Raw genomic sequence first — 18056 nt, forward strand, 5'->3', positions numbered from 1 at the left:
GTTGAACTGGCGCTCTAAAAAAGCCAACAAGGGAAGAAGGCCTAACTTAGGTTAGGTTTATTCGTTGGTTTTTAAGTTTAAATTGAGGGCTTTCAAAAAGAAAGCTCTCTTTTTATTTCTTTTTTAGCTGTCAAAACCAATTATGAAAGCAATTGCATTAATTTCAGGCGGGCTTGATAGTATCTTGTCTGCAAAGTTGATTAAAGAACAGGGTGTTGAGATTATCCCGGTAATCTTTAAGATTCCTTTTTGCCATCTTCAGAAGGCTCCTTCTAACGGAGTTAAAGATATTTCTTCTCTGATTTTTGAATGTTTAGGGGTTAAATTAAAATCCTTTGATATCAGTGAGGATTTCTTAAAATTACTTAAAGATCCAAGATATGGCTTTGGTTCAAATATGAATCCTTGTATTGATTGCAAAATACTTATGCTCAAGACAGCAAAAGAGTTGATGAAAGAGTTAGGAGCGGAATTCTTAATTACAGGGGAAGTCCTGGCGCAGCGGCCAATGTCGCAACACAGGCAGGCATTGGAGCTCATACCAAGGAAAGCAGGGGTTCATGATTTGGTGTTAAGGCCGCTTTCTGCGAAAAACTTTCCTCCGACAATCCCTGAATTAAAAGGTTGGGTCAACCGTGAAAAATTACTTAAATTCTCAGGGCGGGGAAGAAGGCCGCAATTGGAATTAGCAGATACTTTGGGTATCAGTGGGTTTAGCTGGCCGGGAGGAGGCTGCCTTTTAACCGACCCTCATTTCTCCTTAAGGCTTAAAGAATTAATTAATCATAGTGAATTAACCGTAGTTAATGCGGCTCTATTAAAATTTGGCCGGCACTTTAGGATTTCAGAAAAAACAAAGTTGGTAGTTGGAAGAGATGAAAAAGAAAACCTGGAGTTAGAAAAATTAGTTGAATCAAACGATTATCTGTTTTATCCTAATGAGAGCCTGGCAGGGCCAACTTCTTTAGCAAGGGGTTTGCTTAATGAAGAGTTGATTAAATTAAGCTGTCAGATAACCTGCTATCATTGTGATTTGGCAGGAAATGCTCAAGCGGAAATTTTATACCGTAAGGGTGCCAAAGGAGAAATCAAGAGTTTAGTTGTTGAACGGATTAGCAAAGATAAATTAGAGGCTTTAAGAATTTAGCTATGAAAAAAGAAGCGCTTCTCTATGAAACGCTGGAAAAAAATATCGTTCATTGTTTTTTATGTGCGCATCAATGCCGGATTGCAGAAGATAAATTTGGTTTCTGCGGGGTAAGGCAAAACCTCGCAGGCAAGCTTTTTACCTTTGCTTACGGAGAAGTAATTACGGCTCATGTTGACCCGATTGAGAAAAAACCCCTGTATCATTTTTTGCCCGGGACCAAAAGTTTTTCCGTTGCAACCATAGGATGCAATTTCCGCTGTAGTTTCTGCCAGAACTGGCAGATTTCTCAGCAGTCTTTCCGCGATGGAAATTTAGGAGGAGAGAAAATATTTCCTCAGGGGATTGTAGAACTTGCTTTAAAGAATAAATGTAGGAGTATTTCTTATACATATACCGAGCCGACAATATTCTTTGAGTACGCTTTTGAAACCGCAAAACTTGCCCACGAAAAAGGCCTTTATAATATCTTTGTTACAAATGGGTTTATGACAAGAGAATGTATTGAGTTAGCCCAGCCTTATCTGGATGCTGCTAATATTGATCTAAAGTTTTTTAAGCAAGATTCTTATAAGAGGGTTTGTTCGGGTTCGCTGCAGCCTGTGCTTGATTCCATCAAGCTAATGCATAAATTGGGCATTTGGGTTGAAGTTACAACTTTAGTTATCCCGGGTGAGAATGATTCTGAAGAAGAGTTATCGGGAATTGCAAAATTCATATCCGGAGTAAGCAAAGATATGCCTTGGCATATTTCCGCTTTTCATCCGGATTATAAATTCTCAGAATATAATCCTACCCCGCAAGCAACTCTTAAAAAAGCTTATGATTTGGGTAAGAATGCGGGCTTAAATTTTGTCTATGTCGGAAATGTTTTAGGTTGGGATGATAATACGTATTGCCCAAGCTGTAAAAAGGTTGTAGTTGAGAGGGAAGGATTTAGCGTTCTGGGTAAAAATATAAAACAGGATAAATGTGGAAGTTGTGGAATAATAATTCCCGGGCTATTTGGAGATATGGATGTTAAAACAAATTAAGAGGATTCACAGGCTCTATGAAACTAGGTTTAGTTTTGGAGCCAGTGCTGCCATAATAACTAATCTTGGTTTAATTGTCGGGCTTAGGACAGGCAGTCACGCTAAATTTAGTATTATCGGTAGTATGTTGGTGATTGCTCTTGCTGATAATGTTTCGGATTCCGTTGGTATTCATATTTATCAGGAATCAGAATGCCTTGAACAAAAAGAAGTTTGGTTATCTACTTTTACCAATTTTTTTAGCAGGCTCTTGGTTTCTCTTACTTTTATTGCTTTGGTTTATTTTTTACCTATCGGCATAGGCGTTGTCAGTTCTTTGATTTGGGGATTATCATTGTTATCTTTTATGAGTTATATGATTGCAAAAGATAGGGGTATCAATCCTTATTGGGCGATATGTGAACATCTATGTATTGCACTTTTAGTAATCATTGTTAGCAATTTTGTTGGTGGAATCATTTTAAGCAGGATTAAATTCTGAATTCATTAAGGAGCTGCCAGATGTTAAGTTTCATCACGTCGTTTTTTATGATTGCAATTGCTGAAATTGGGGATAAAACTCAATTAATTGCCCTATCTTTCTCCACAAAATACAAGCCTTTGAAGGTTTTAGCTGGAGTATTTATCGGAGCGCTTGCAGTGCTTCTTTTGTCTGTGTTGATTGGCGGCCACTTAAGCGCTTTCATTCCTATGAATATTTTAAAGATTATTGTCGGGTTTACTTTTATAGGTTTTGGTATTCTAACTTTAAAAGGCGAACATTGCGATAAGGAAGGCATTAATAAAGTAAATAAATTTGGGCCCATATTAACAGTAGCTATTGCTTTTTTCTTGGCAGAGCTAGGAGACAAAACTCAGCTTGCAACAATTTCTCTGGCTGCGCAATACCAGTCTTTTTTTGGAGTCTGGCTTGGTTCAGCATTGGGTATTGTAGCAGCTGATGCAGTTGCAATTGCAGTTGGAGTTATAGCAGGAAAGAAGCTTCCGCAAAAAACTATTAAGTTTATTTCAGCGGGAATTTTTATCCTCTTTGGAATCTTGATTTTTGTTGAGGTGTTTACAAAATAATATGGAAGAGCTGATTATCAGGAAATATCAGAAGGAGGACAGGGATTCGGTTAGGAAAATCTCATGGGAAACCGCTTTTATGGGCCAGTCAGCTGAAATTTTTTGTCATGAAGAAGAGATTTTTGCATCTTTCCTTACGGAATATTTTACTGATTATGAGCCGGAATCATGTTTTATCGCTCAAGTCAAAGGCAAAGTTGTTGGCTATATCATCGGTGCAAAGGATGCAAAGGTTTTAGAAAAGACTTTTACGGAAAAAATCCTCCCAAAGTTATTAAAAAAGGTTTTTTTCGGGAAGGTTCTGTTAAAACCAAAGAATCTACATTTTCTTTTTCAGCTTTTAATTAGTTCTTTGCGCGGAGAAGTATTTGCTCCTTCGTTTTATAAGCAATACCCTGCTACTTTACATATAAATTTATTGAAAGAATGGCGAGGAAATGGCGCAGGCTCAAGATTGATTTTAGCTTACCTGGATTATTTGAAGCAACTTAAAGTCCCGGGAGTTTGCCTTGCTACAATGTCTGATAAAGGGGGCTTATTTTTTGAGAAACAGGGTTTTAAACTTCTGCATAAAGGCCAAAGGTCGTATTTCTACCATATTCTACACAAAAAAATTCCAGTCTATATTTACGGGAAGTTATTGTAAAATCTCTTGTTTTCCCGAATAAATTCTGGCAAAATATACGCTATGAAAAAAACCGATATTAAACTTCAAAGAAGATATAGCGTTTTTGTGGATTTTGATAACACTATTGCTAAATGCGATACTTTCGATGGTTTGTTACCAAAATTCTCAAGGGACGATAAGTGGATATCTATAGAAGAATCATGGAAGCAAGGTAAGATTGGTTCTCTTGAGTGTTTATCCGGCCAGCTGGCAGGGATGGATTTAACAAAGAAGGATTTGGATAACTATTTGTTAGGCATTGAATTAGACCCCTACTTTAAAAAGTTAGCCGAGTTTTTGTCTTATAAGAAGAATAAAGTTACGATTTTAACCGACAACTTCGATTATATCCTTAAAAGCGTATTGAAGAATAATAAAATTAACAATGTAAAGGTTTATTCAAACAAGCTTGTATTTTCTAAAGGCAGGCCTAGCCCAAGCTTCCCGTTTAAAGATAAAAAGTGCCATATTTGTGCTCATTGCAAGAAAAAAAACCTCTTGGCAAATACCCTTAAAGATTCTATAATAGTGTATATTGGCGATGGCCAGTCAGATATCTGTCCGGCTAAATACGCTGATATTGTATTTGCCAAAGACGGCCTACTTAAACATTTTAAAGAAAAAAAACTAGAATATAGGCCGTTTAGAAACCTAAAAGAAGTATATAGTTATTTTAAAGGAGTTTTGTAAGATGAATGAGAAACAAGCGACTAAACAAGCAAGGCCCGAAGAATTGGTTTCTTCGGACGAGCTTTTAGAACTAGAATCTAAATATTGTTCATGGGGAGATACGGTCCATTATGTAAAAACCCCAACCATTTTTAAAGAAGCGGAAGGGAGTTTTCTTTATGACCGCGATGGGGTTGAATATTTAGATCTTCAGATGTGGTATTCTGCGGCAAATTTTGGCTATAAGAATAAAAGGCTGAATGCTGCCTTAAAAAAACAGATTGATACCCTTCCTCAATTAGCTTGCCAATATTTACATGAAGAAAAGATTCGTTTAGCTTCAAAACTTTCCCAAAGGATTGAGAGGACATTTGAAGAAAAGGGGAGAGTGCACTTTAATGTGGGTGGTTCAAGCGCACTTGAAGATTCGCTTAAGCTGGTAAGGAATCATACAGGTAGAAGTTTGGTATTTGCATTTATGGGTGGCTATCACGGAAGGACTCTGGCCGCCTCTGCGATTACCTCAAGCTTCCGTTACAGGGAGCGCTTCGGGCATTTTGGAGATAGGGCACTTTTTGTTCCTTATCCGTATTGCTATCGCTGTCCTTATGACAAGAAGAAAGATTTCTGCGATTTCTATTGTTTAAAACAATTTGAACGGCTTTTTGAAACAGAATATTATTCAGTTGTGAATAAAAGAAATAATAAATGTGAGTTTGCTGCTTTTTATGTGGAAGCAGTACAGGGGACAGGTGGATATATTGTTCCTCCTCAGGAATATTACGCAGGGCTTAAAGAGGTATTAGATAAATATAATATTCTTTTGGTAGTTGATGAAATCCAGATGGGTTTCTTCAGGACAGGAAAATTCTGGGCGATTGAACATTTTAATGTTACGCCCGATATAATTGTTTTTGGAAAAGCCTTGACCAATGGGCTTAATCCAATTTCCGGAGTATGGGCAAAAGAAAAGCTAATTTCTCCTCAAGTCTTTCCTCCGGGATCAACCCACTCAACTTTTTCAGCTAATCCTTTGGGTACAGCAGCCGGTTTAGAGGTTATGAAGTTGATTGAGGAGTCTAATTTTGCCCAGGAAGTTCCTAAGAAAGGCCAGTATTTCCTTTCAAGGCTTAAGAAGCTGCAGAAAAAATATCCTCAAATCGGGGATGTCAATGGGTTAGGCCTGGCTTTACGAATTGAAATGTGCGAAAAAGACGGCTATACTCCAAACAAAGAGCTAACAGATGATATAGTTGATATCGGGCTTGCCGGAAAATTGTCTGTTGGGGGCAAGAAACGCGGATTAGTGCTTGATGTAGGTGGATACTATAAGAATGTTTTCACCTTAGCACCTTCTTTTTACATAACAGAGAAAGAGATTGATTTAGGTTGCGACCTCTTTGAAGAGGCACTTTGTAAGGCATTAAAGAAGTCTTAAATCCCCGAGTTATTTTTCCGGGATTTTCCAAAAGACGCCTTCCTTATTATCGAGTTTTTAAATATGCTGGATAAGTCTATCCAAATACTTAATTTCGATAATTCTATAATTAAACAAAAAAACTTAATCTCTAAATTTGACCATCAGATTATTGATTTAACCGACCTTGGGCCATCAGTAAGATTATGGATGGATAAGAAAACGCACAAAGCAGTTAATAATCGCTTGGCTGATTTAAGAGGAAATGGCGTAAGATTTATAGGCTCCGGGGATTTTCATAACGTAAGTAGTATTTTGGCAAGGCGCATAAGCAAACCCTTTTCGTTAATCGTCTTTGATTTCCATCCTGATTGGGATATCTTCCCTCCGCGTTTTGGCTGTGGTTCTTGGATTACAGAAAGCCTGAAGTATAAGAATATTGTAAAGGTGGTCCTTATCGGGGTTTCCTCTGATGATATATCAACAGGGGGCATCCAAAGCGGGAATTTAAAATCGCTTAGAAATAATCGCCTAGAAATCTATCCGTATCAACATAACGCAACCTCTGTTTTCTTCAGGAAGATCCCTGAGAATAAATCTATCAGTGTTAAACGGTATTTTTTGTCAGGGAAAATAAATTGGAATCAGTTGCGGGAAGTTAACATCTCAGAGTTTATGACTTCTTTACTCCGTGATTTGCCTACAGGCGATGTCTACATTTCAATAGATAAAGATTGTTTAATGAAGGAGTACGCGGTTACTAATTGGGAAGAGGGATTCCTTTCTTTGGAACAGTTGTTATGTATGCTTAGATTGATAAAAGAAAAAAAAGATATTGTTGGTGTGGATATAACCGGGGATTATTCAGAAATAAATATTAAAGGCAAGGTTAAGAGTTTTTTTTCCAGGCTGGACCATCCTAAAGATTGCCCGCAGAAGCATTTTTCTCCCATTGATGCAACATCAATAAACGAGTCAACCAACCTTAAGATTCTGGAAGTTTTATTTTCTTAAAATTACCTTTCTAAAACAGAGATCAGCTTATCAGTAATAACATTGATATCTCTATCGGTTAGAAATAAGCTTGTGGAAAGAGTGATGTGGTTTTTTGCGATAAGCTTGGCATTAGGACAGGGTGTTTCTTCAATTATATTTTTTAAATAGTCATATTCTGTTATTGCAGATAGATAAATCTGGGAAGCTCCAAGCCCGGAATCGTTAAATTCTTTCTTTGCTGCAATACATTTTTCAGGGTTGCTGAAGATTATAGCCAGAAAAGGATAACTTGCCTGTGTGTCGTATGGCTCAGTAATAATTTTTATATCACCTCTTGCCCCTAATTTCTCAATATACCTTAATGCTATTGCTCTTTGTTGGAGAGTTTTTTTCTCTATTTCTTTAAAACAGGAATGCCCGACAGCCCTTCTAAATTTTGAAACATTATGGATCGGGAAGTTGGTATCAAAATATTCAATCATTGCCTTTTCTTTATTGCCAAGCATTTCCCAAAATTTCTGAGGGAAAGAGAAGATAAACCAGAAGAGAAGGGGGCGGTAGAAAATCCAGTATCCAAATAACTCTATAATCTTAAGGCCTTCTGAAAAGTAGTTGTTCTTCCCGAAAATAAAGACAGTGTCTTTTAATAATTCCCGGTATCCCTGGATTTTAGAGGCAAGGATTCCTCCTTCGTAGATAGTTAATCCTTTACCGCGGCAAAGGCTAAAGAATGAGAATTCGCCAAGCGTACCGACTTTTTGTCTATGGTAAGTTGCTCCTTGGGCCTGCGCGCAGTCTTCAATAATGGATATCTCTTTATCTTTTATTAATTCTTTAATTGCATCAATGTTAAGGGGAATTCCTGCTAAATGCACTGCTACAATCGCTGCAATATCGGTATTCTCCGTGCAAAGTTTTTGCAATCTGATAAGATCAAAATTAAAATTATCCTTTTGGATATCGCAAACAATTACTTTAAGCCCTGCGCGGGCAATGGCAAGGGGGATAAGGGGGCAGATGAAGGCAGGGATAACCACGGATTTTTTTGAAGAAATTCTTTTTAAGGCTTCCAAGATAAAATAAAAAGCAGCTGTCCCGGAATAGGTTGTGCTGGAAAAGGAAAAGTTAAAGTAATCTTTGAAATCCTCTTCTAGTAATCTCCTATGCTTATCAAAAAAAGGAGACAGAAGGTCTTTAATGTGCAGCGGGAATCCGGCGGTAGGGGGAATTTCTCTAAATATACTCATTTTTATTATTTGTTAAAGAAGAAAATCTTTTATTTAAACTTATCTACATTTTATGATAGAATACATTATCTTTCAAGGTTATAAATTAAAATTTAAAGGATAAGCCAATATGCCTAAGGGCAAGTTAACTTTAAAAATAATCCTATTTCTGATTTTTTCGGATTTGCTGGAAACCTTTACTCAGTTTTGTTTTAAAAAAAGCGCTTTGTCCGGAATAAGCCCTGACATAAAAGACTTATCCGCGATTTTTTTGTTTATAAAGACTGCCGCCTTTTCTCCATTTTTGTGGATGGCATTGGTTTCGGTATTCATAACGCTTATTGTCTGGTCAACTATCCTTTCTAAAATAGACTTAAGCGTTGCAGTACCTGTAGCAAGTTCTAGCTACATTCTCATTCCTTTGGTTTCAATAATCTTTCTACATGAAAAGATAAGTTTGTTTAGGTGGTCAGGGATTATCTTTATTCTTATTGGAGTAATTTTTGTTTCATTGAGCACAAAAAAGAAGGAAACTATTTAAAATGAAAAACGGCCTTTTTATCGTTCTATTATTAATTACGTTAACTAGTATTTGTGATACGTTCAGCCAATTGTGTTTGAAGTCTTCAATAAACTCCCTTAATTTTTCTGTGGGAAGCAGTATTGTAAAAATCTTTAAGTTGGTTTTCAAAATAATCAGGATTCCTCGTGTTTGGATAGGGTTCTCGTTTAGCACCTTGTCGGTATGTATATGGTTATTGGTCCTTTCAAAGGCAGACCTCAATTTCGCTTTTTCCGCAGACAGCATGCACTATATTTTTATCGCACTCGCCTCAAGCATATTCCTAAAAGAAAAAGTTGGATTTAAGCGTTGGGTAGGAACAATTTTTATTGTGTTGGGAATTGTGATTATAAGTGTAAGTTAGAACTGGTAAGAAACCCCGACTAACCCAAAAGCAGTATTAATACCCGAATTTGGGTCTCCGATGCTGGCATTGGAAAGATGACGGTAACGGCCTTCTATAGTTAACGCCGTATTTTTAGCAAAGAAATAATGAACTCCTATCCCGCCGTATTCAATAAAATTAAATTGTGTTCCTTGTTCTACGGTGTGTAATGTCATATAAGACATCCCTGCCCCGATTTTAAGGTAAGGTTGGATTTTTGAAGTTTCAGGCAATACTCCCCATTTGAATGCCAATAAACCTGAACCAAGCTCAACATTTGATTTAGGAGAAAATATAAATGAAGCATAAGGCTCAAGCTGGAATTGCAAAAGCCCGGGAGGATTGATGTGAATTTTTCTCGTGATGGGTTTTAAATCAAAATTAAAATCAACTACAAAAGGGATTAGATTATAATTACGTGTAGTGCGAAGTTTCCCCCAGCCGAAGCCGGTTAAGAATTCTACTCCATCCAAAATTTTACATTTCCCTTCTTCAGGAGCAACTGCTTTGGGGGTAGCTACTTCAGGGGCAGTTGCTAAAGTAGCGACTGCCTCAGGAGGAACTGTTTCTGAAACAACCTCAGGAGCAATGTTTTCAGCTTTGGGGTTTGTTTCTTCTGCTGCAGCAAGATTAAGGAAAGCACAAGTTGTTATTGTTAAAGCTATTAGAAGAATCTGTGTTTTCTTCATATAAAGGAATTATATTAAAAATAAAAAAAAATGCAAGATTTATTTTAAGAATTTTGTGGTAGAATAATAACAGATGAGCGAAAGATTAGTTTTAAATATTTCTGGGATGCACTGTGCATCCTGCGCACTTAATATAGAAGAGGCCTTAGAAAATGCAGAAGGCGTTGTTAGCGCTCAGGTTAATTTTGCATTAAATAAAGCATACATAGAGTTTGAGCCCGAGAAATTAAAAGCAGAAAAAATCATTTCCATTATTTCTTCCTCAGGTTACAAGGCAAGAATCCCATCAAAATCATTTGATAAAGAAAAAGAAATACGAGACAAAGAATTAAAAGCGCAGAAAATAAAATTTATCACTGCATTTGTTTTTTCTGCAGCATTAATGTTTATCCCATCTTCGCAAACCTTTTTGCAATTTCTCTTTGCAACTATTGTTTTATTCTGCGGCAGGGAATTCTTCGTGCGCGGCTTTCTTGCGGTTTGGAAGAATCATCGCTCTGGGATGGATACACTTGTTTCTTTAGGAGTTGGGAGTGCTTACCTATATAGCTTATCCATAAGCATATTTGGGCAACAGCATAACAAGGGGCATCTTTATTATGAGACAGCGGCATTTCTTCTTAGTTTTATTTTGTTGGGAAAATACCTTGAAGCATTAAGCAAGTCTAAAACCTCCGAAGCCATAAAGAAACTTTGGGATTTAAGGCCTAAGATCGCATTTTTAGTCCGTGATGGAAAAGTAGTTGAGATTTCAGCCAGTGATCTGGTTGAAAATGATATTATCCTGGTTAAGCCCGGAGAAAGGATACCGGTTGACGGAATTATTGTTGAAGGGCATTCCAGCGTAGATGAATCAATGATTTCCGGAGAAAGCGTCCCGGTTGAAAAAGTAATCAAAGATAGTGTAATCGGAGGCACAATAAATAAAAGCGGTTCTTTTAAGTTTAGGGCAACGAAAGTCGGTTTTGATACTGTTTTAGCGCAGATTATTAAGCTTGTTGAAGAGGCACAAGGTTCCAAGGCCCCTATCCAAGTAATGGCGGATAAAGTTTCAGCTTATTTTGTTCCGGGTGTTTTATTAATAGGTATTGCAACATTCGCTCTCTGGTTCTTTTTAGGCTTTGGTTTTATTTTCGCACTTACGAATTTTATCTCCGTATTGATTATTGCCTGTCCTTGTGCGTTGGGGCTTGCAACTCCAACTGCGGTTGTAGTTGCAACTGGCATAGGGGCAAAGAATGGAATTTTAATCAAGAATGCCAAAAGCTTGGAGGTTGCCCATAAGATTAACACGGTTGTTTTTGATAAGACTGGGACATTGACTAAAGGCAAGCCTTCAGTAACCGATGTAATTAGTTTGGATTTTCGTGATGCCAGGGAAGTTTTAACTTATGCTGCGATTGCCGAAAAACATTCTGAACATCCGTTGGCAGAAGCGGTTCTAAAGGCGGCGGAAGAAGAAAAGCTGGAAATCCCCGAGCCCGAGGGTTTCAATTCTCTGACCGGAAAAGGAGTTATCGCAAGATACAAAAACGAGATTATTCTTTTGGGGAATAGGAGGTTATTCTTTGAAAGGAAAGTGGACATTTCTGGAATTGAAGAAAAGCTGGTTGCTTTGGAAAGCCAGTCTAAAACAGCAATGGTCGTTGTATATAAGGATCAGATTCTGGGTATCCTTGGCGTCAGGGATACTTTAAAGGAATTTTCTAAGGAAGCAGTTGCGTCGTTGAAAGGTTTAGGGAAAAACGTTTTAATGATTACCGGGGATAATAAGACTACTGCGGAAGCCATAGCCAAAGAGCTTAATATAGAAAGAGTCCTCGCAGAGGTTTTGCCGCAGGATAAGTCAACACAGATAAAGAAACTGCAGGAAGAAGGCTTGGTTGTTGCTATGGTTGGAGACGGTATTAATGACGCTCCGGCTTTAGCGCAGGCCGATATAGGCCTTGCAATTGGTGCGGGAACCGATGTGGCAATGGAATCAGCAGATATAGTTTTAGTGAAAGATGATTTAAGGGATGTTGTTATGGCAATGGATTTATCCCGTTACGCGATAAAAAAAATTAAGCAGAATTTATTCTGGGCGTTTTTTTATAATGTAATTAGTATCCCGATTGCAGCAGGCCTGTTGTATCCTTTCTTTAAGTTACAGTTAAATCCTGCGATTGCTGGCCTTGCAATGGCTTTTAGTTCGGTGTCAGTGGTTGGTAATTCGCTTTTGATGAAAAGATACAGAAGAAAAATATAAATAAAAAGGAGAAAACTTAATAATGCTTAAGAATATTTCTCTAAAAACACAGTTAATCCTGTTTTTAAGTTTCTTTGCTATCTATCTTGCTATCCAACAAAATGATTTTCTGTTCCTTCTAACTTTATTTATTGCCGTAATTTCTTGCGTTGGTTTAGAATTGATTTTTTCCTACTTTAAAAACAAGAAATTCTCGTTTAGTGAGAGCGCGGTAATATCCGGTTTAATTATTGCTTTTGTTGTTGATTCTGAAGAGCCGCTCTGGGTATTTATCTTAATTCCATTCCTTGCGATTATTTCTAAATATTTGTTTAGGATAAAAGGAAGGCATGTTTTTAATCCTGCTGCATTCGGAATCTTTCTGGCAAGCGTTGCATTTGGAGTTACTACGCAATGGAGAGGGACTTATTTATGGTACATTTTAGCTCCTTTTGGCATATATTTTATCTATAAGATTAGAAAACTCGAGATCATAATTAGTTATGGCATTACTGCTCTGTTGCTCTTTGGTTTTTCGGCCTTAAGGCAGAATATCCCTCTGGTGCATATTTTTGGATACTTAAGTTATTTTTTTATTTTCATTATGCTTATTGAGCCAAAGACTACGCCGGTTAAATTTAAAGGAAAAGTTATTTTTGGAAGTGCTGTTGCATTATTAATCTTCATCCTGACAAGTACAGGTGTCAGGTTTGACGCTGAACTTTGCGCATTGTTAGTTTTGAATATAACGGTACCTTTGTTAAATAAAATACCATAACAGGAGGGGAATGATGAATAGGGTAATTTTGGGCGTTTTATTTATTCTTGTGTTTGGTTTTTCTTTGGCTTTTGCGCATCCGCCATCAGACATTATCATTACTTTTGATCCGGCAACTAAAATCCTAAAAGCAGTAATTATGCATGATGTTTTGGATCCAAAAAACCATTTTATCAAAAAAGTTGATGTTGGAAAAAACGGCAAGGAAATTTTAAGCCAGCAACTCTCAAGGCAGGATAATACCGATAGCCAAACCGTGAGTTATTTAATCCCCGATGCAAATATTTCTGATGTTTTATCGGTTGAAGCATATTGCAGTATCAGTGGAAAACTGGAGAAAGAAATCAAGGTAGAATAATAACCTTGATTTGTCTTTTGAATAAATTTATAATAAAGACAATATCCAAATTAAAACTGGAGGGTAAATGAAAAAATTTCTGGAATCATTTAATCCGATTGCCTGCTTTCTTATCGTGCCTTTGATTTTATTGGGTGTTCCTTTCCCATGTTTTGCCCAGGAAGATGTAACTGTTACCACTTATTATCCTTCTCCCACAGGAAATTTTACTAATTTAACCGCTACCAATTTACGCGCCACCAATATCACCGCAGACAGTATCATTGTAAATAACCAATTAATTGTTAATGGCAGAGATATAGGCCAGAGCATAAATGATCTTATCGCATATGACAATGTATTATATTGGAATCAGCAGGGGCAGAGTATCAGTATGGGGCTTATTTGTGTAGCTGTTGCTGCCGGGCCATTGGGATGGGCTATGGCTGCTGGAATGATTGCTAGCGTTGCGCTGTTGGTAACCTTGCCTCTGCCGCCGCAATAATAAATATTAAATTTTCATAAATCAGGAGGATGAATGGAAAAGCGACCTTTTATTATTTGTATTCTTTCTTTTGCCATGTCTTTATACGTTTTTTCTTATGCGTTGGCAGAACCGGAATCAGCGCTTCGTTTGAAAAAGATGTATAATATTCAGGATAATGAGATTTCCGGTTTCCTTGAAAAAAACAAAATAAGCAACCCAAAGTCTTATGAATATTTTATGGGTTTAAAGAAAGACAACCCTGAACTTTATTTTTCAAGTATTATAATGGCGGTAGCGGCTTCTCGTTTGCCTGATATCCAAAAGAAAACAGCAACGTTAGGCAGTAATTTTGAAGACTACAAGAGATTGTTAAATATCCCAGATGAAGAGATTGAAAAATTCTTGATTAAACTCTCAAAGGAAAACCCGAAAGTTTATACAGAGTTAGTTGCTTTAAAGAGCAGAGATGTAAAAGCTTACAATAATGCATTGCTTGGAGCGTTAACGCAAGAGCGACTAAAAAGCTTGAAAAGCGCTTCCGTTGATATCTTTAGCGAAATTTCAAATATTGGTTTTCAAATTGAAGATGAGCGCAAAGCTTATTTCAACGCAAAGAGCAAGAATGAAAAAGAACTTATCATTAATAAGTTACGCAGGCTTTTAGTAAAACAGCAGGACTTATACGCGGAAAACGCAGAAATGCAGCTTAAAAGGATTAAATTACAATTAGAGGCGGCAGAAAAAGCAAAAAATGAGGCTATCGCAAAAAAAGAAAAAATTGTAGAAGATGAAATAAACCGGCTTATAAAAAGCGGGTCGTAGGTTCGTTCCCTCTTTATTGATAATAGAGAGGGAATTTTTTCTTGACAAATGATACTGTTATGGTATCATTTATATATGAAAGGAGGCTTGTATGGATATAACTATTAAATTCATGCTTCGTCCGGTTGCTCATTGCAAAGAGGGCTGCAGTAACTTGTCCTGGGCAAGACGATAAACTGCCCCCGCGTATTCATTCTAAAATATTGGAGAAAAAATGAAATTAATTACCCGCGACACGGATTATGCTTTAAGGGCAGTTTGTTTTATCGAAAAAAATAGCAATAAACTAGTTACGGTCCCTGAGTTAGTTCAGGCCATCAGGATCCCAAGGCCATTTTTACGGAAGATACTTCAAACCTTGACAAAGAAAAGAATTCTTAAATCCTATAAGGGAGCTGGAGGGGGGTTTGAATTGGCATTGCCACCAAATAAAATATCTTTAATCGCCTTGATTAAGATTTTTCAAGGTTCTTTAAAATTAAATGAGTGTTTCTTAAGAAAGAAAGCATGCCCTAATCAGAAGACTTGTGCTTTAAAGAAAAAGATTGATAAAATTGAAGGTTTGGTTGTTAGAGAGTTAAGTTCAATTACCATAGGCAGTTTGCTTAAGGGAGAGTAATGATTAATAAATGCCCGGGGCAGGATGATAGGAATATTAAGTCAGAATCTATTAAATGTCCAGATTGTGGATATGAAATTGAGATATTTTCTGATGAAATAAAGGTAAGGTGTCCCAAATGTAAGCATATGGCTTGCCGGGTAAGGCTGCCGGCTTGCATTGATTGGTGTAAGCACGCAAAAAAATGTATCGGCGAAGAAAAATGGAAGGAGTTAAGAGGAGGGTAGTATGTTTTGTTATCAATGCGAACAAACTGCAGGTGGCAGCGGATGCACTAAGATAGGGGTTTGCGGAAAGAACGAAGATATCCAAAGCCTCCAAGATTTACTCTTGTTTGGTTTAAAAGGGATAGCAGCCTATGCATTCCATGCGCGCGAATTAGGAGCAAAAGATGAAGAAGTAGATGCATTTATGCATGAAGCGTTGTTTAAGACTGTTACCAATGTTGACTTTGATATCAATGATTATCTGGAAATTGTTTTAAAATGCGGAGCGATGAATTTAAGGGTGATGGAATTGCTTGATAAAGCGCATACCCAAAGGTTTGGAAATCCGGTTCCAACTGAAGTTGAGACCGGAACAAAGGCTGGCCCGGGCATACTTATCACAGGCCATGATTTGTTAGACCTTTATGAATTGCTTAAACAAACAGAAGGCACAGGAATAAATATCTATACCCACAGCGAGATGCTTCCCGCGCACGGTTATCCTGCCTTAAAGAAATTCAAACATTTAGCCGGTAATTATGGAGGCGCTTGGCAGGAACAAAAGAAAGAGTTTAGCCAATTTAGCGGGGCACTCCTAGCTACTACTAATTGTGTTTTGATTCCTCCGGAAAATACTTATCTTGATCGCTTGTTTACAGTGGGAATTACTGGTATCTCCGGAGCAGCTCACATTAAGAATCGTGATTTTACTCCGCTTATAAATAAAGCAAAATCGTTACCTTTTTTGCCCGAAGCACCTGGTAAGAAGATCATGACTGGTTTTCATCACACTGCAATTTTGGGGTTAGCGGAGAAAATTATCAGTTTAGTTAAATCCGGAAAGATTAAAAGATTTTTTCTTATCGGTGGTTGCGATGGAGCAAAGCCGGGCCGTAATTATTACACTGAGTTTGCAGAAAAAGTGCCGAAAGACTGTATTATTTTAACGCTTGCCTGTGGAAAATACCGGTTTAACAAGCTAGACTTTGGTGAAATCGAAGGGATCCCTCGCTTAATCGATATCGGCCAGTGCAATAATGCGTATTCTGCGATTCAGGTTGCTGTCAGTTTGGCTAAGGCATTCAATTGTTCGGTTAATGAGCTTCCGCTTTCAATAATTCTATCTTGGTTTGAACAGAAGGCAGTTGCAATTTTATTAACATTGTTATATCTTGATATTAAAGGAATACGTATTGGCCCAATGGCTCCGGCATTTTTATCGCCAAATGTATTAAAAGTTGTTCAAGATAAGTATGGTTTAAAATTAATTACTTCGCCAGATAATGACCTTGCTCAGATTTTGAAGAAATGACCTTGTTAGTAAAATTTAATATTTGCAAATATTTGGATTGTAGTATAATGGAATTGCAGATTATTGCTCTAATAATATATCGCTCTAAAGTTTATAATTATTAACAAGGAGGTGGTATAATGAGTTGTGGAGCCTGCGGAGCTAGGAAAAAAGCAAAGAAAAAGACAGCTAAGAAAAAGAAGAAGAGATAGTTTTTTAGGCGGGTATTGTTTATAATAACAATACCCGCCTTATTATTAAATGTCTTTATACCTGGTATAATAATGGATAAAAAGAAGATTTTATTGATTGATGATGAGGCTATGTTCTGCCGTTTAATAAAGCGGCATCTTGAAGCAATTGCTGACTTTGAAGTTGAAGTAGCATTAGATGGAAGAGAGGGTTTAACACTTGCTAAATTGAAAAGGCCGGATTTAATTGTTCTTGATATTATCATGCCGGGTTTGACCGGTTTTCAAGTATTGGAAAAGTTAAAGCAGGATGAAAAAACCATGTTGATCCCGGTTGTTATGCTTAGCGGCAAAGATGACCCGATTTATAAAGATAGGGCTTCTCGGTTGTATGACGAGATGTATTTAACAAAGCCGGTTGATGCCTATTTATTAAGAGATAAAATAAATGAGGTTTTAAGAATTAGAGAGAAAAATGAATAGGAAGGAGATGGTTTATGGCAGATTTAAAGGATTTGTTGCAAACAGCTGATTGGAAACAAGAAAAACATGTGCCGGTAATTGAGGCAGAAGAAAAAATAAAAAAAGGGGAGGCCCTAAAAATAACATTAACAGTAGGAAAGGAGATTGCGCATCCGAATACTACTGAACACCACATTGCTTGGATTGCTGTATATTTTTTGCCTAAAGGTGAGAAGTTCCCTTATCAAGTTGGAAAGTTTGAATTTAGTGCGCATGGTGCTTCGGTCCAGGGACCGAATACCAGCACTGTCTATGCTAACCCACAAGTAACAGCTCATTTAAAGACAGAAAAATCAGGAACGATTTTGGCTGTTTCTTATTGTAATATTCACGGGCTTTGGCAGAATGCAAAAGAATTGAATGTTGAATAGATATTAAAAATGGAGGTGTTTATGGGAATGTCAAGGTTAATGGGTTTGTTCGCGGTTATTCCTGCATCGGTGTTGCTAACGATTAGTTTTTTTGTATTATTTGCTATCCGTAAGGTTGAATCGCAGGGGCTAAAGGCATTTGGTTATGTTGTTTCCGCTTTTTTGTGGATTGCCGTATCTTTGATTCTTTCTGCGGGGCTTTTTACGCTTTCTACGGGACGCTGCCCTATGATGAAAATGATGGGTAAGATGCAAGGAAACATGTGCGGACAGATGCAGGGTATGCAGATGCAAATGCCAATGATGCAGCATAATAAATAATGATTAACGCCCTTTCTCTGCTTA

At 37.3% G+C, this 18056-nt stretch carries 23 protein-coding genes; 21 read left to right on the forward strand and 2 right to left on the reverse strand.

What is annotated here, in order from left to right; translation table 11 throughout:
- Window positions 1–142: 142 nt before the first annotated feature.
- The 8 genes from PHO70_06155 to PHO70_06190 all read left to right on the forward strand — a co-directional run bounded on the left by PHO70_06155 (window position 143) and on the right by PHO70_06190 (window position 7016).
- Window positions 143–1147, forward strand: coding sequence for a tRNA 4-thiouridine(8) synthase ThiI (locus tag PHO70_06155; GenBank protein MDD5432547.1), 1005 nt, complete (start codon window positions 143–145; stop codon window positions 1145–1147).
- Between the two features lie 2 nt (window positions 1148–1149).
- Window positions 1150–2181 (forward strand): AmmeMemoRadiSam system radical SAM enzyme, encoded by a 1032-nt coding sequence (gene amrS / locus PHO70_06160; protein MDD5432548.1) that lies wholly within the window; start codon window positions 1150–1152, stop codon window positions 2179–2181.
- Entirely contained in the window at window positions 2165–2662 is a 498-nt protein-coding gene (locus PHO70_06165) for a hypothetical protein (GenBank protein ID MDD5432549.1), read from the forward strand. The genes amrS and PHO70_06165 overlap by 17 nt, the downstream gene beginning before the upstream one ends.
- A gap of 20 nt (window positions 2663–2682) precedes the next feature.
- Window positions 2683–3249: a TMEM165/GDT1 family protein gene (locus tag PHO70_06170; GenBank protein ID MDD5432550.1), complete on the forward strand. Its 567-nt coding sequence runs from the start codon at window positions 2683–2685 to the stop codon at window positions 3247–3249.
- A 1-nt stretch (window position 3250) separates the two neighbouring features.
- Entirely contained in the window at window positions 3251–3895 is a 645-nt protein-coding gene (locus tag PHO70_06175; protein ID MDD5432551.1) for a GNAT family N-acetyltransferase, read from the forward strand.
- A gap of 42 nt (window positions 3896–3937) precedes the next feature.
- Window positions 3938–4606: an MtnX-like HAD-IB family phosphatase gene (locus PHO70_06180; protein ID MDD5432552.1), complete on the forward strand. Its 669-nt coding sequence runs from the start codon at window positions 3938–3940 to the stop codon at window positions 4604–4606.
- A gap of 1 nt (window position 4607) precedes the next feature.
- Window positions 4608–6023, forward strand: a complete 1416-nt coding sequence (locus PHO70_06185; protein ID MDD5432553.1) for an aspartate aminotransferase family protein — start codon at window positions 4608–4610, stop codon at window positions 6021–6023.
- A 63-nt stretch (window positions 6024–6086) separates the two neighbouring features.
- Entirely contained in the window at window positions 6087–7016 is a 930-nt protein-coding gene (locus tag PHO70_06190) for an arginase family protein (protein ID MDD5432554.1), read from the forward strand.
- A gap of 2 nt (window positions 7017–7018) precedes the next feature.
- Here PHO70_06190 and PHO70_06195 read toward each other — a convergent pair whose 3' ends face one another.
- Window positions 7019–8245 carry a DegT/DnrJ/EryC1/StrS family aminotransferase gene (locus PHO70_06195; GenBank protein ID MDD5432555.1) on the reverse strand — a complete coding sequence of 409 codons (1227 nt, stop codon included), beginning with the start codon at window positions 8243–8245 and terminating at the stop codon, window positions 7019–7021.
- A 109-nt stretch (window positions 8246–8354) separates the two neighbouring features.
- On the opposite strand from PHO70_06195, the gene PHO70_06200 reads away from it, so the two are divergent.
- A complete protein-coding gene (locus PHO70_06200) occupies window positions 8355–8765 on the forward strand; it encodes an EamA family transporter (protein MDD5432556.1) in 411 nt (136 codons plus the stop codon).
- 1 nt (window position 8766) lies between these two features.
- A complete protein-coding gene (locus PHO70_06205; GenBank protein ID MDD5432557.1) occupies window positions 8767–9150 on the forward strand; it encodes an EamA family transporter in 384 nt (127 codons plus the stop codon).
- Here PHO70_06205 and PHO70_06210 read toward each other — a convergent pair.
- Complete coding sequence (locus PHO70_06210; GenBank protein ID MDD5432558.1) at window positions 9147–9860, reverse strand: acyloxyacyl hydrolase; 714 nt, start codon at window positions 9858–9860, stop codon at window positions 9147–9149. The genes PHO70_06205 and PHO70_06210 overlap by 4 nt on opposite strands.
- A gap of 73 nt (window positions 9861–9933) precedes the next feature.
- Between PHO70_06210 and PHO70_06215 the strand changes: the two genes are divergently transcribed.
- The 11 genes from PHO70_06215 to PHO70_06265 all read left to right on the forward strand — a co-directional run bounded on the left by PHO70_06215 (window position 9934) and on the right by PHO70_06265 (window position 18032).
- On the forward strand, window positions 9934–12108 hold the full coding sequence (locus tag PHO70_06215; GenBank protein MDD5432559.1) for a heavy metal translocating P-type ATPase: 2175 nt from the start codon (window positions 9934–9936) through the stop codon (window positions 12106–12108).
- A 22-nt stretch (window positions 12109–12130) separates the two neighbouring features.
- Entirely contained in the window at window positions 12131–12865 is a 735-nt protein-coding gene (locus PHO70_06220) for an RnfABCDGE type electron transport complex subunit D (protein MDD5432560.1), read from the forward strand.
- 10 nt (window positions 12866–12875) lie between these two features.
- Complete coding sequence (locus PHO70_06225) at window positions 12876–13223, forward strand: hypothetical protein (GenBank protein MDD5432561.1); 348 nt, start codon at window positions 12876–12878, stop codon at window positions 13221–13223.
- A 67-nt stretch (window positions 13224–13290) separates the two neighbouring features.
- The gene (locus tag PHO70_06230; protein ID MDD5432562.1) at window positions 13291–13707 is read left to right on the forward strand and encodes a hypothetical protein; all 417 of its coding nucleotides are present in this window, start codon (window positions 13291–13293) and stop codon (window positions 13705–13707) included.
- Between the two features lie 33 nt (window positions 13708–13740).
- Entirely contained in the window at window positions 13741–14511 is a 771-nt protein-coding gene (locus tag PHO70_06235; GenBank protein ID MDD5432563.1) for a hypothetical protein, read from the forward strand.
- Between the two features lie 214 nt (window positions 14512–14725).
- On the forward strand, window positions 14726–15130 hold the full coding sequence (locus PHO70_06240; GenBank protein ID MDD5432564.1) for an Rrf2 family transcriptional regulator: 405 nt from the start codon (window positions 14726–14728) through the stop codon (window positions 15128–15130).
- Entirely contained in the window at window positions 15130–15357 is a 228-nt protein-coding gene (locus PHO70_06245) for a phosphohydrolase (GenBank protein MDD5432565.1), read from the forward strand. Before PHO70_06240 ends, PHO70_06245 begins: the two co-directional genes overlap by 1 nt.
- A gap of 1 nt (window position 15358) precedes the next feature.
- On the forward strand, window positions 15359–16648 hold the full coding sequence (hcp, locus tag PHO70_06250; protein ID MDD5432566.1) for a hydroxylamine reductase: 1290 nt from the start codon (window positions 15359–15361) through the stop codon (window positions 16646–16648).
- Window positions 16649–16911: 263 nt separating this feature from the next.
- The gene (locus PHO70_06255) at window positions 16912–17301 is read left to right on the forward strand and encodes a response regulator (protein ID MDD5432567.1); all 390 of its coding nucleotides are present in this window, start codon (window positions 16912–16914) and stop codon (window positions 17299–17301) included.
- A gap of 14 nt (window positions 17302–17315) precedes the next feature.
- The gene (locus PHO70_06260) at window positions 17316–17711 is read left to right on the forward strand and encodes a class II SORL domain-containing protein (GenBank protein ID MDD5432568.1); all 396 of its coding nucleotides are present in this window, start codon (window positions 17316–17318) and stop codon (window positions 17709–17711) included.
- Between the two features lie 21 nt (window positions 17712–17732).
- Window positions 17733–18032 (forward strand): hypothetical protein, encoded by a 300-nt coding sequence (locus tag PHO70_06265; GenBank protein MDD5432569.1) that lies wholly within the window; start codon window positions 17733–17735, stop codon window positions 18030–18032.
- The last annotated feature ends 24 nt before the right edge of the window (window positions 18033–18056 follow it).

The sequence above is a fragment of the Candidatus Omnitrophota bacterium genome (assembly GCA_028715415.1).
Lineage (GTDB): Bacteria > Omnitrophota > Gorgyraeia > Gygaellales > Profunditerraquicolaceae > JAQURX01.

Excerpts from the sequence above, each read along its gene's own strand:
- PHO70_06155 (MDD5432547.1), top strand. The coding sequence starts at position 143 with ATGAAAGCAATTGCATTAATTTCAGGCGGGCTTGATAGTATCTTGTCT.
- amrS (MDD5432548.1), top strand. The coding sequence starts at position 1,150 with ATGAAAAAAGAAGCGCTTCTCTATGAAACGCTGGAAAAAAATATCGTT.
- PHO70_06165 (MDD5432549.1), top strand. The coding sequence starts at position 2,165 with ATGTTAAAACAAATTAAGAGGATTCACAGGCTCTATGAAACTAGGTTT.
- PHO70_06170 (MDD5432550.1), top strand. The coding sequence starts at position 2,683 with ATGTTAAGTTTCATCACGTCGTTTTTTATGATTGCAATTGCTGAAATT.
- PHO70_06175 (MDD5432551.1), top strand. The coding sequence starts at position 3,251 with ATGGAAGAGCTGATTATCAGGAAATATCAGAAGGAGGACAGGGATTCG.
- PHO70_06180 (MDD5432552.1), top strand. The coding sequence starts at position 3,938 with ATGAAAAAAACCGATATTAAACTTCAAAGAAGATATAGCGTTTTTGTG.
- PHO70_06185 (MDD5432553.1), top strand. The coding sequence starts at position 4,608 with ATGAATGAGAAACAAGCGACTAAACAAGCAAGGCCCGAAGAATTGGTT.
- PHO70_06190 (MDD5432554.1), top strand. The coding sequence starts at position 6,087 with ATGCTGGATAAGTCTATCCAAATACTTAATTTCGATAATTCTATAATT.
- PHO70_06195 (MDD5432555.1), bottom strand. The coding sequence starts at position 8,245 with ATGAGTATATTTAGAGAAATTCCCCCTACCGCCGGATTCCCGCTGCAC.
- PHO70_06200 (MDD5432556.1), top strand. The coding sequence starts at position 8,355 with ATGCCTAAGGGCAAGTTAACTTTAAAAATAATCCTATTTCTGATTTTT.
- PHO70_06205 (MDD5432557.1), top strand. The coding sequence starts at position 8,767 with ATGAAAAACGGCCTTTTTATCGTTCTATTATTAATTACGTTAACTAGT.
- PHO70_06210 (MDD5432558.1), bottom strand. The coding sequence starts at position 9,860 with ATGAAGAAAACACAGATTCTTCTAATAGCTTTAACAATAACAACTTGT.
- PHO70_06215 (MDD5432559.1), top strand. The coding sequence starts at position 9,934 with ATGAGCGAAAGATTAGTTTTAAATATTTCTGGGATGCACTGTGCATCC.
- PHO70_06220 (MDD5432560.1), top strand. The coding sequence starts at position 12,131 with ATGCTTAAGAATATTTCTCTAAAAACACAGTTAATCCTGTTTTTAAGT.
- PHO70_06225 (MDD5432561.1), top strand. The coding sequence starts at position 12,876 with ATGATGAATAGGGTAATTTTGGGCGTTTTATTTATTCTTGTGTTTGGT.
- PHO70_06230 (MDD5432562.1), top strand. The coding sequence starts at position 13,291 with ATGAAAAAATTTCTGGAATCATTTAATCCGATTGCCTGCTTTCTTATC.
- PHO70_06235 (MDD5432563.1), top strand. The coding sequence starts at position 13,741 with ATGGAAAAGCGACCTTTTATTATTTGTATTCTTTCTTTTGCCATGTCT.
- PHO70_06240 (MDD5432564.1), top strand. The coding sequence starts at position 14,726 with ATGAAATTAATTACCCGCGACACGGATTATGCTTTAAGGGCAGTTTGT.
- PHO70_06245 (MDD5432565.1), top strand. The coding sequence starts at position 15,130 with ATGATTAATAAATGCCCGGGGCAGGATGATAGGAATATTAAGTCAGAA.
- hcp (MDD5432566.1), top strand. The coding sequence starts at position 15,359 with ATGTTTTGTTATCAATGCGAACAAACTGCAGGTGGCAGCGGATGCACT.
- PHO70_06255 (MDD5432567.1), top strand. The coding sequence starts at position 16,912 with ATGGATAAAAAGAAGATTTTATTGATTGATGATGAGGCTATGTTCTGC.
- PHO70_06260 (MDD5432568.1), top strand. The coding sequence starts at position 17,316 with ATGGCAGATTTAAAGGATTTGTTGCAAACAGCTGATTGGAAACAAGAA.
- PHO70_06265 (MDD5432569.1), top strand. The coding sequence starts at position 17,733 with ATGGGAATGTCAAGGTTAATGGGTTTGTTCGCGGTTATTCCTGCATCG.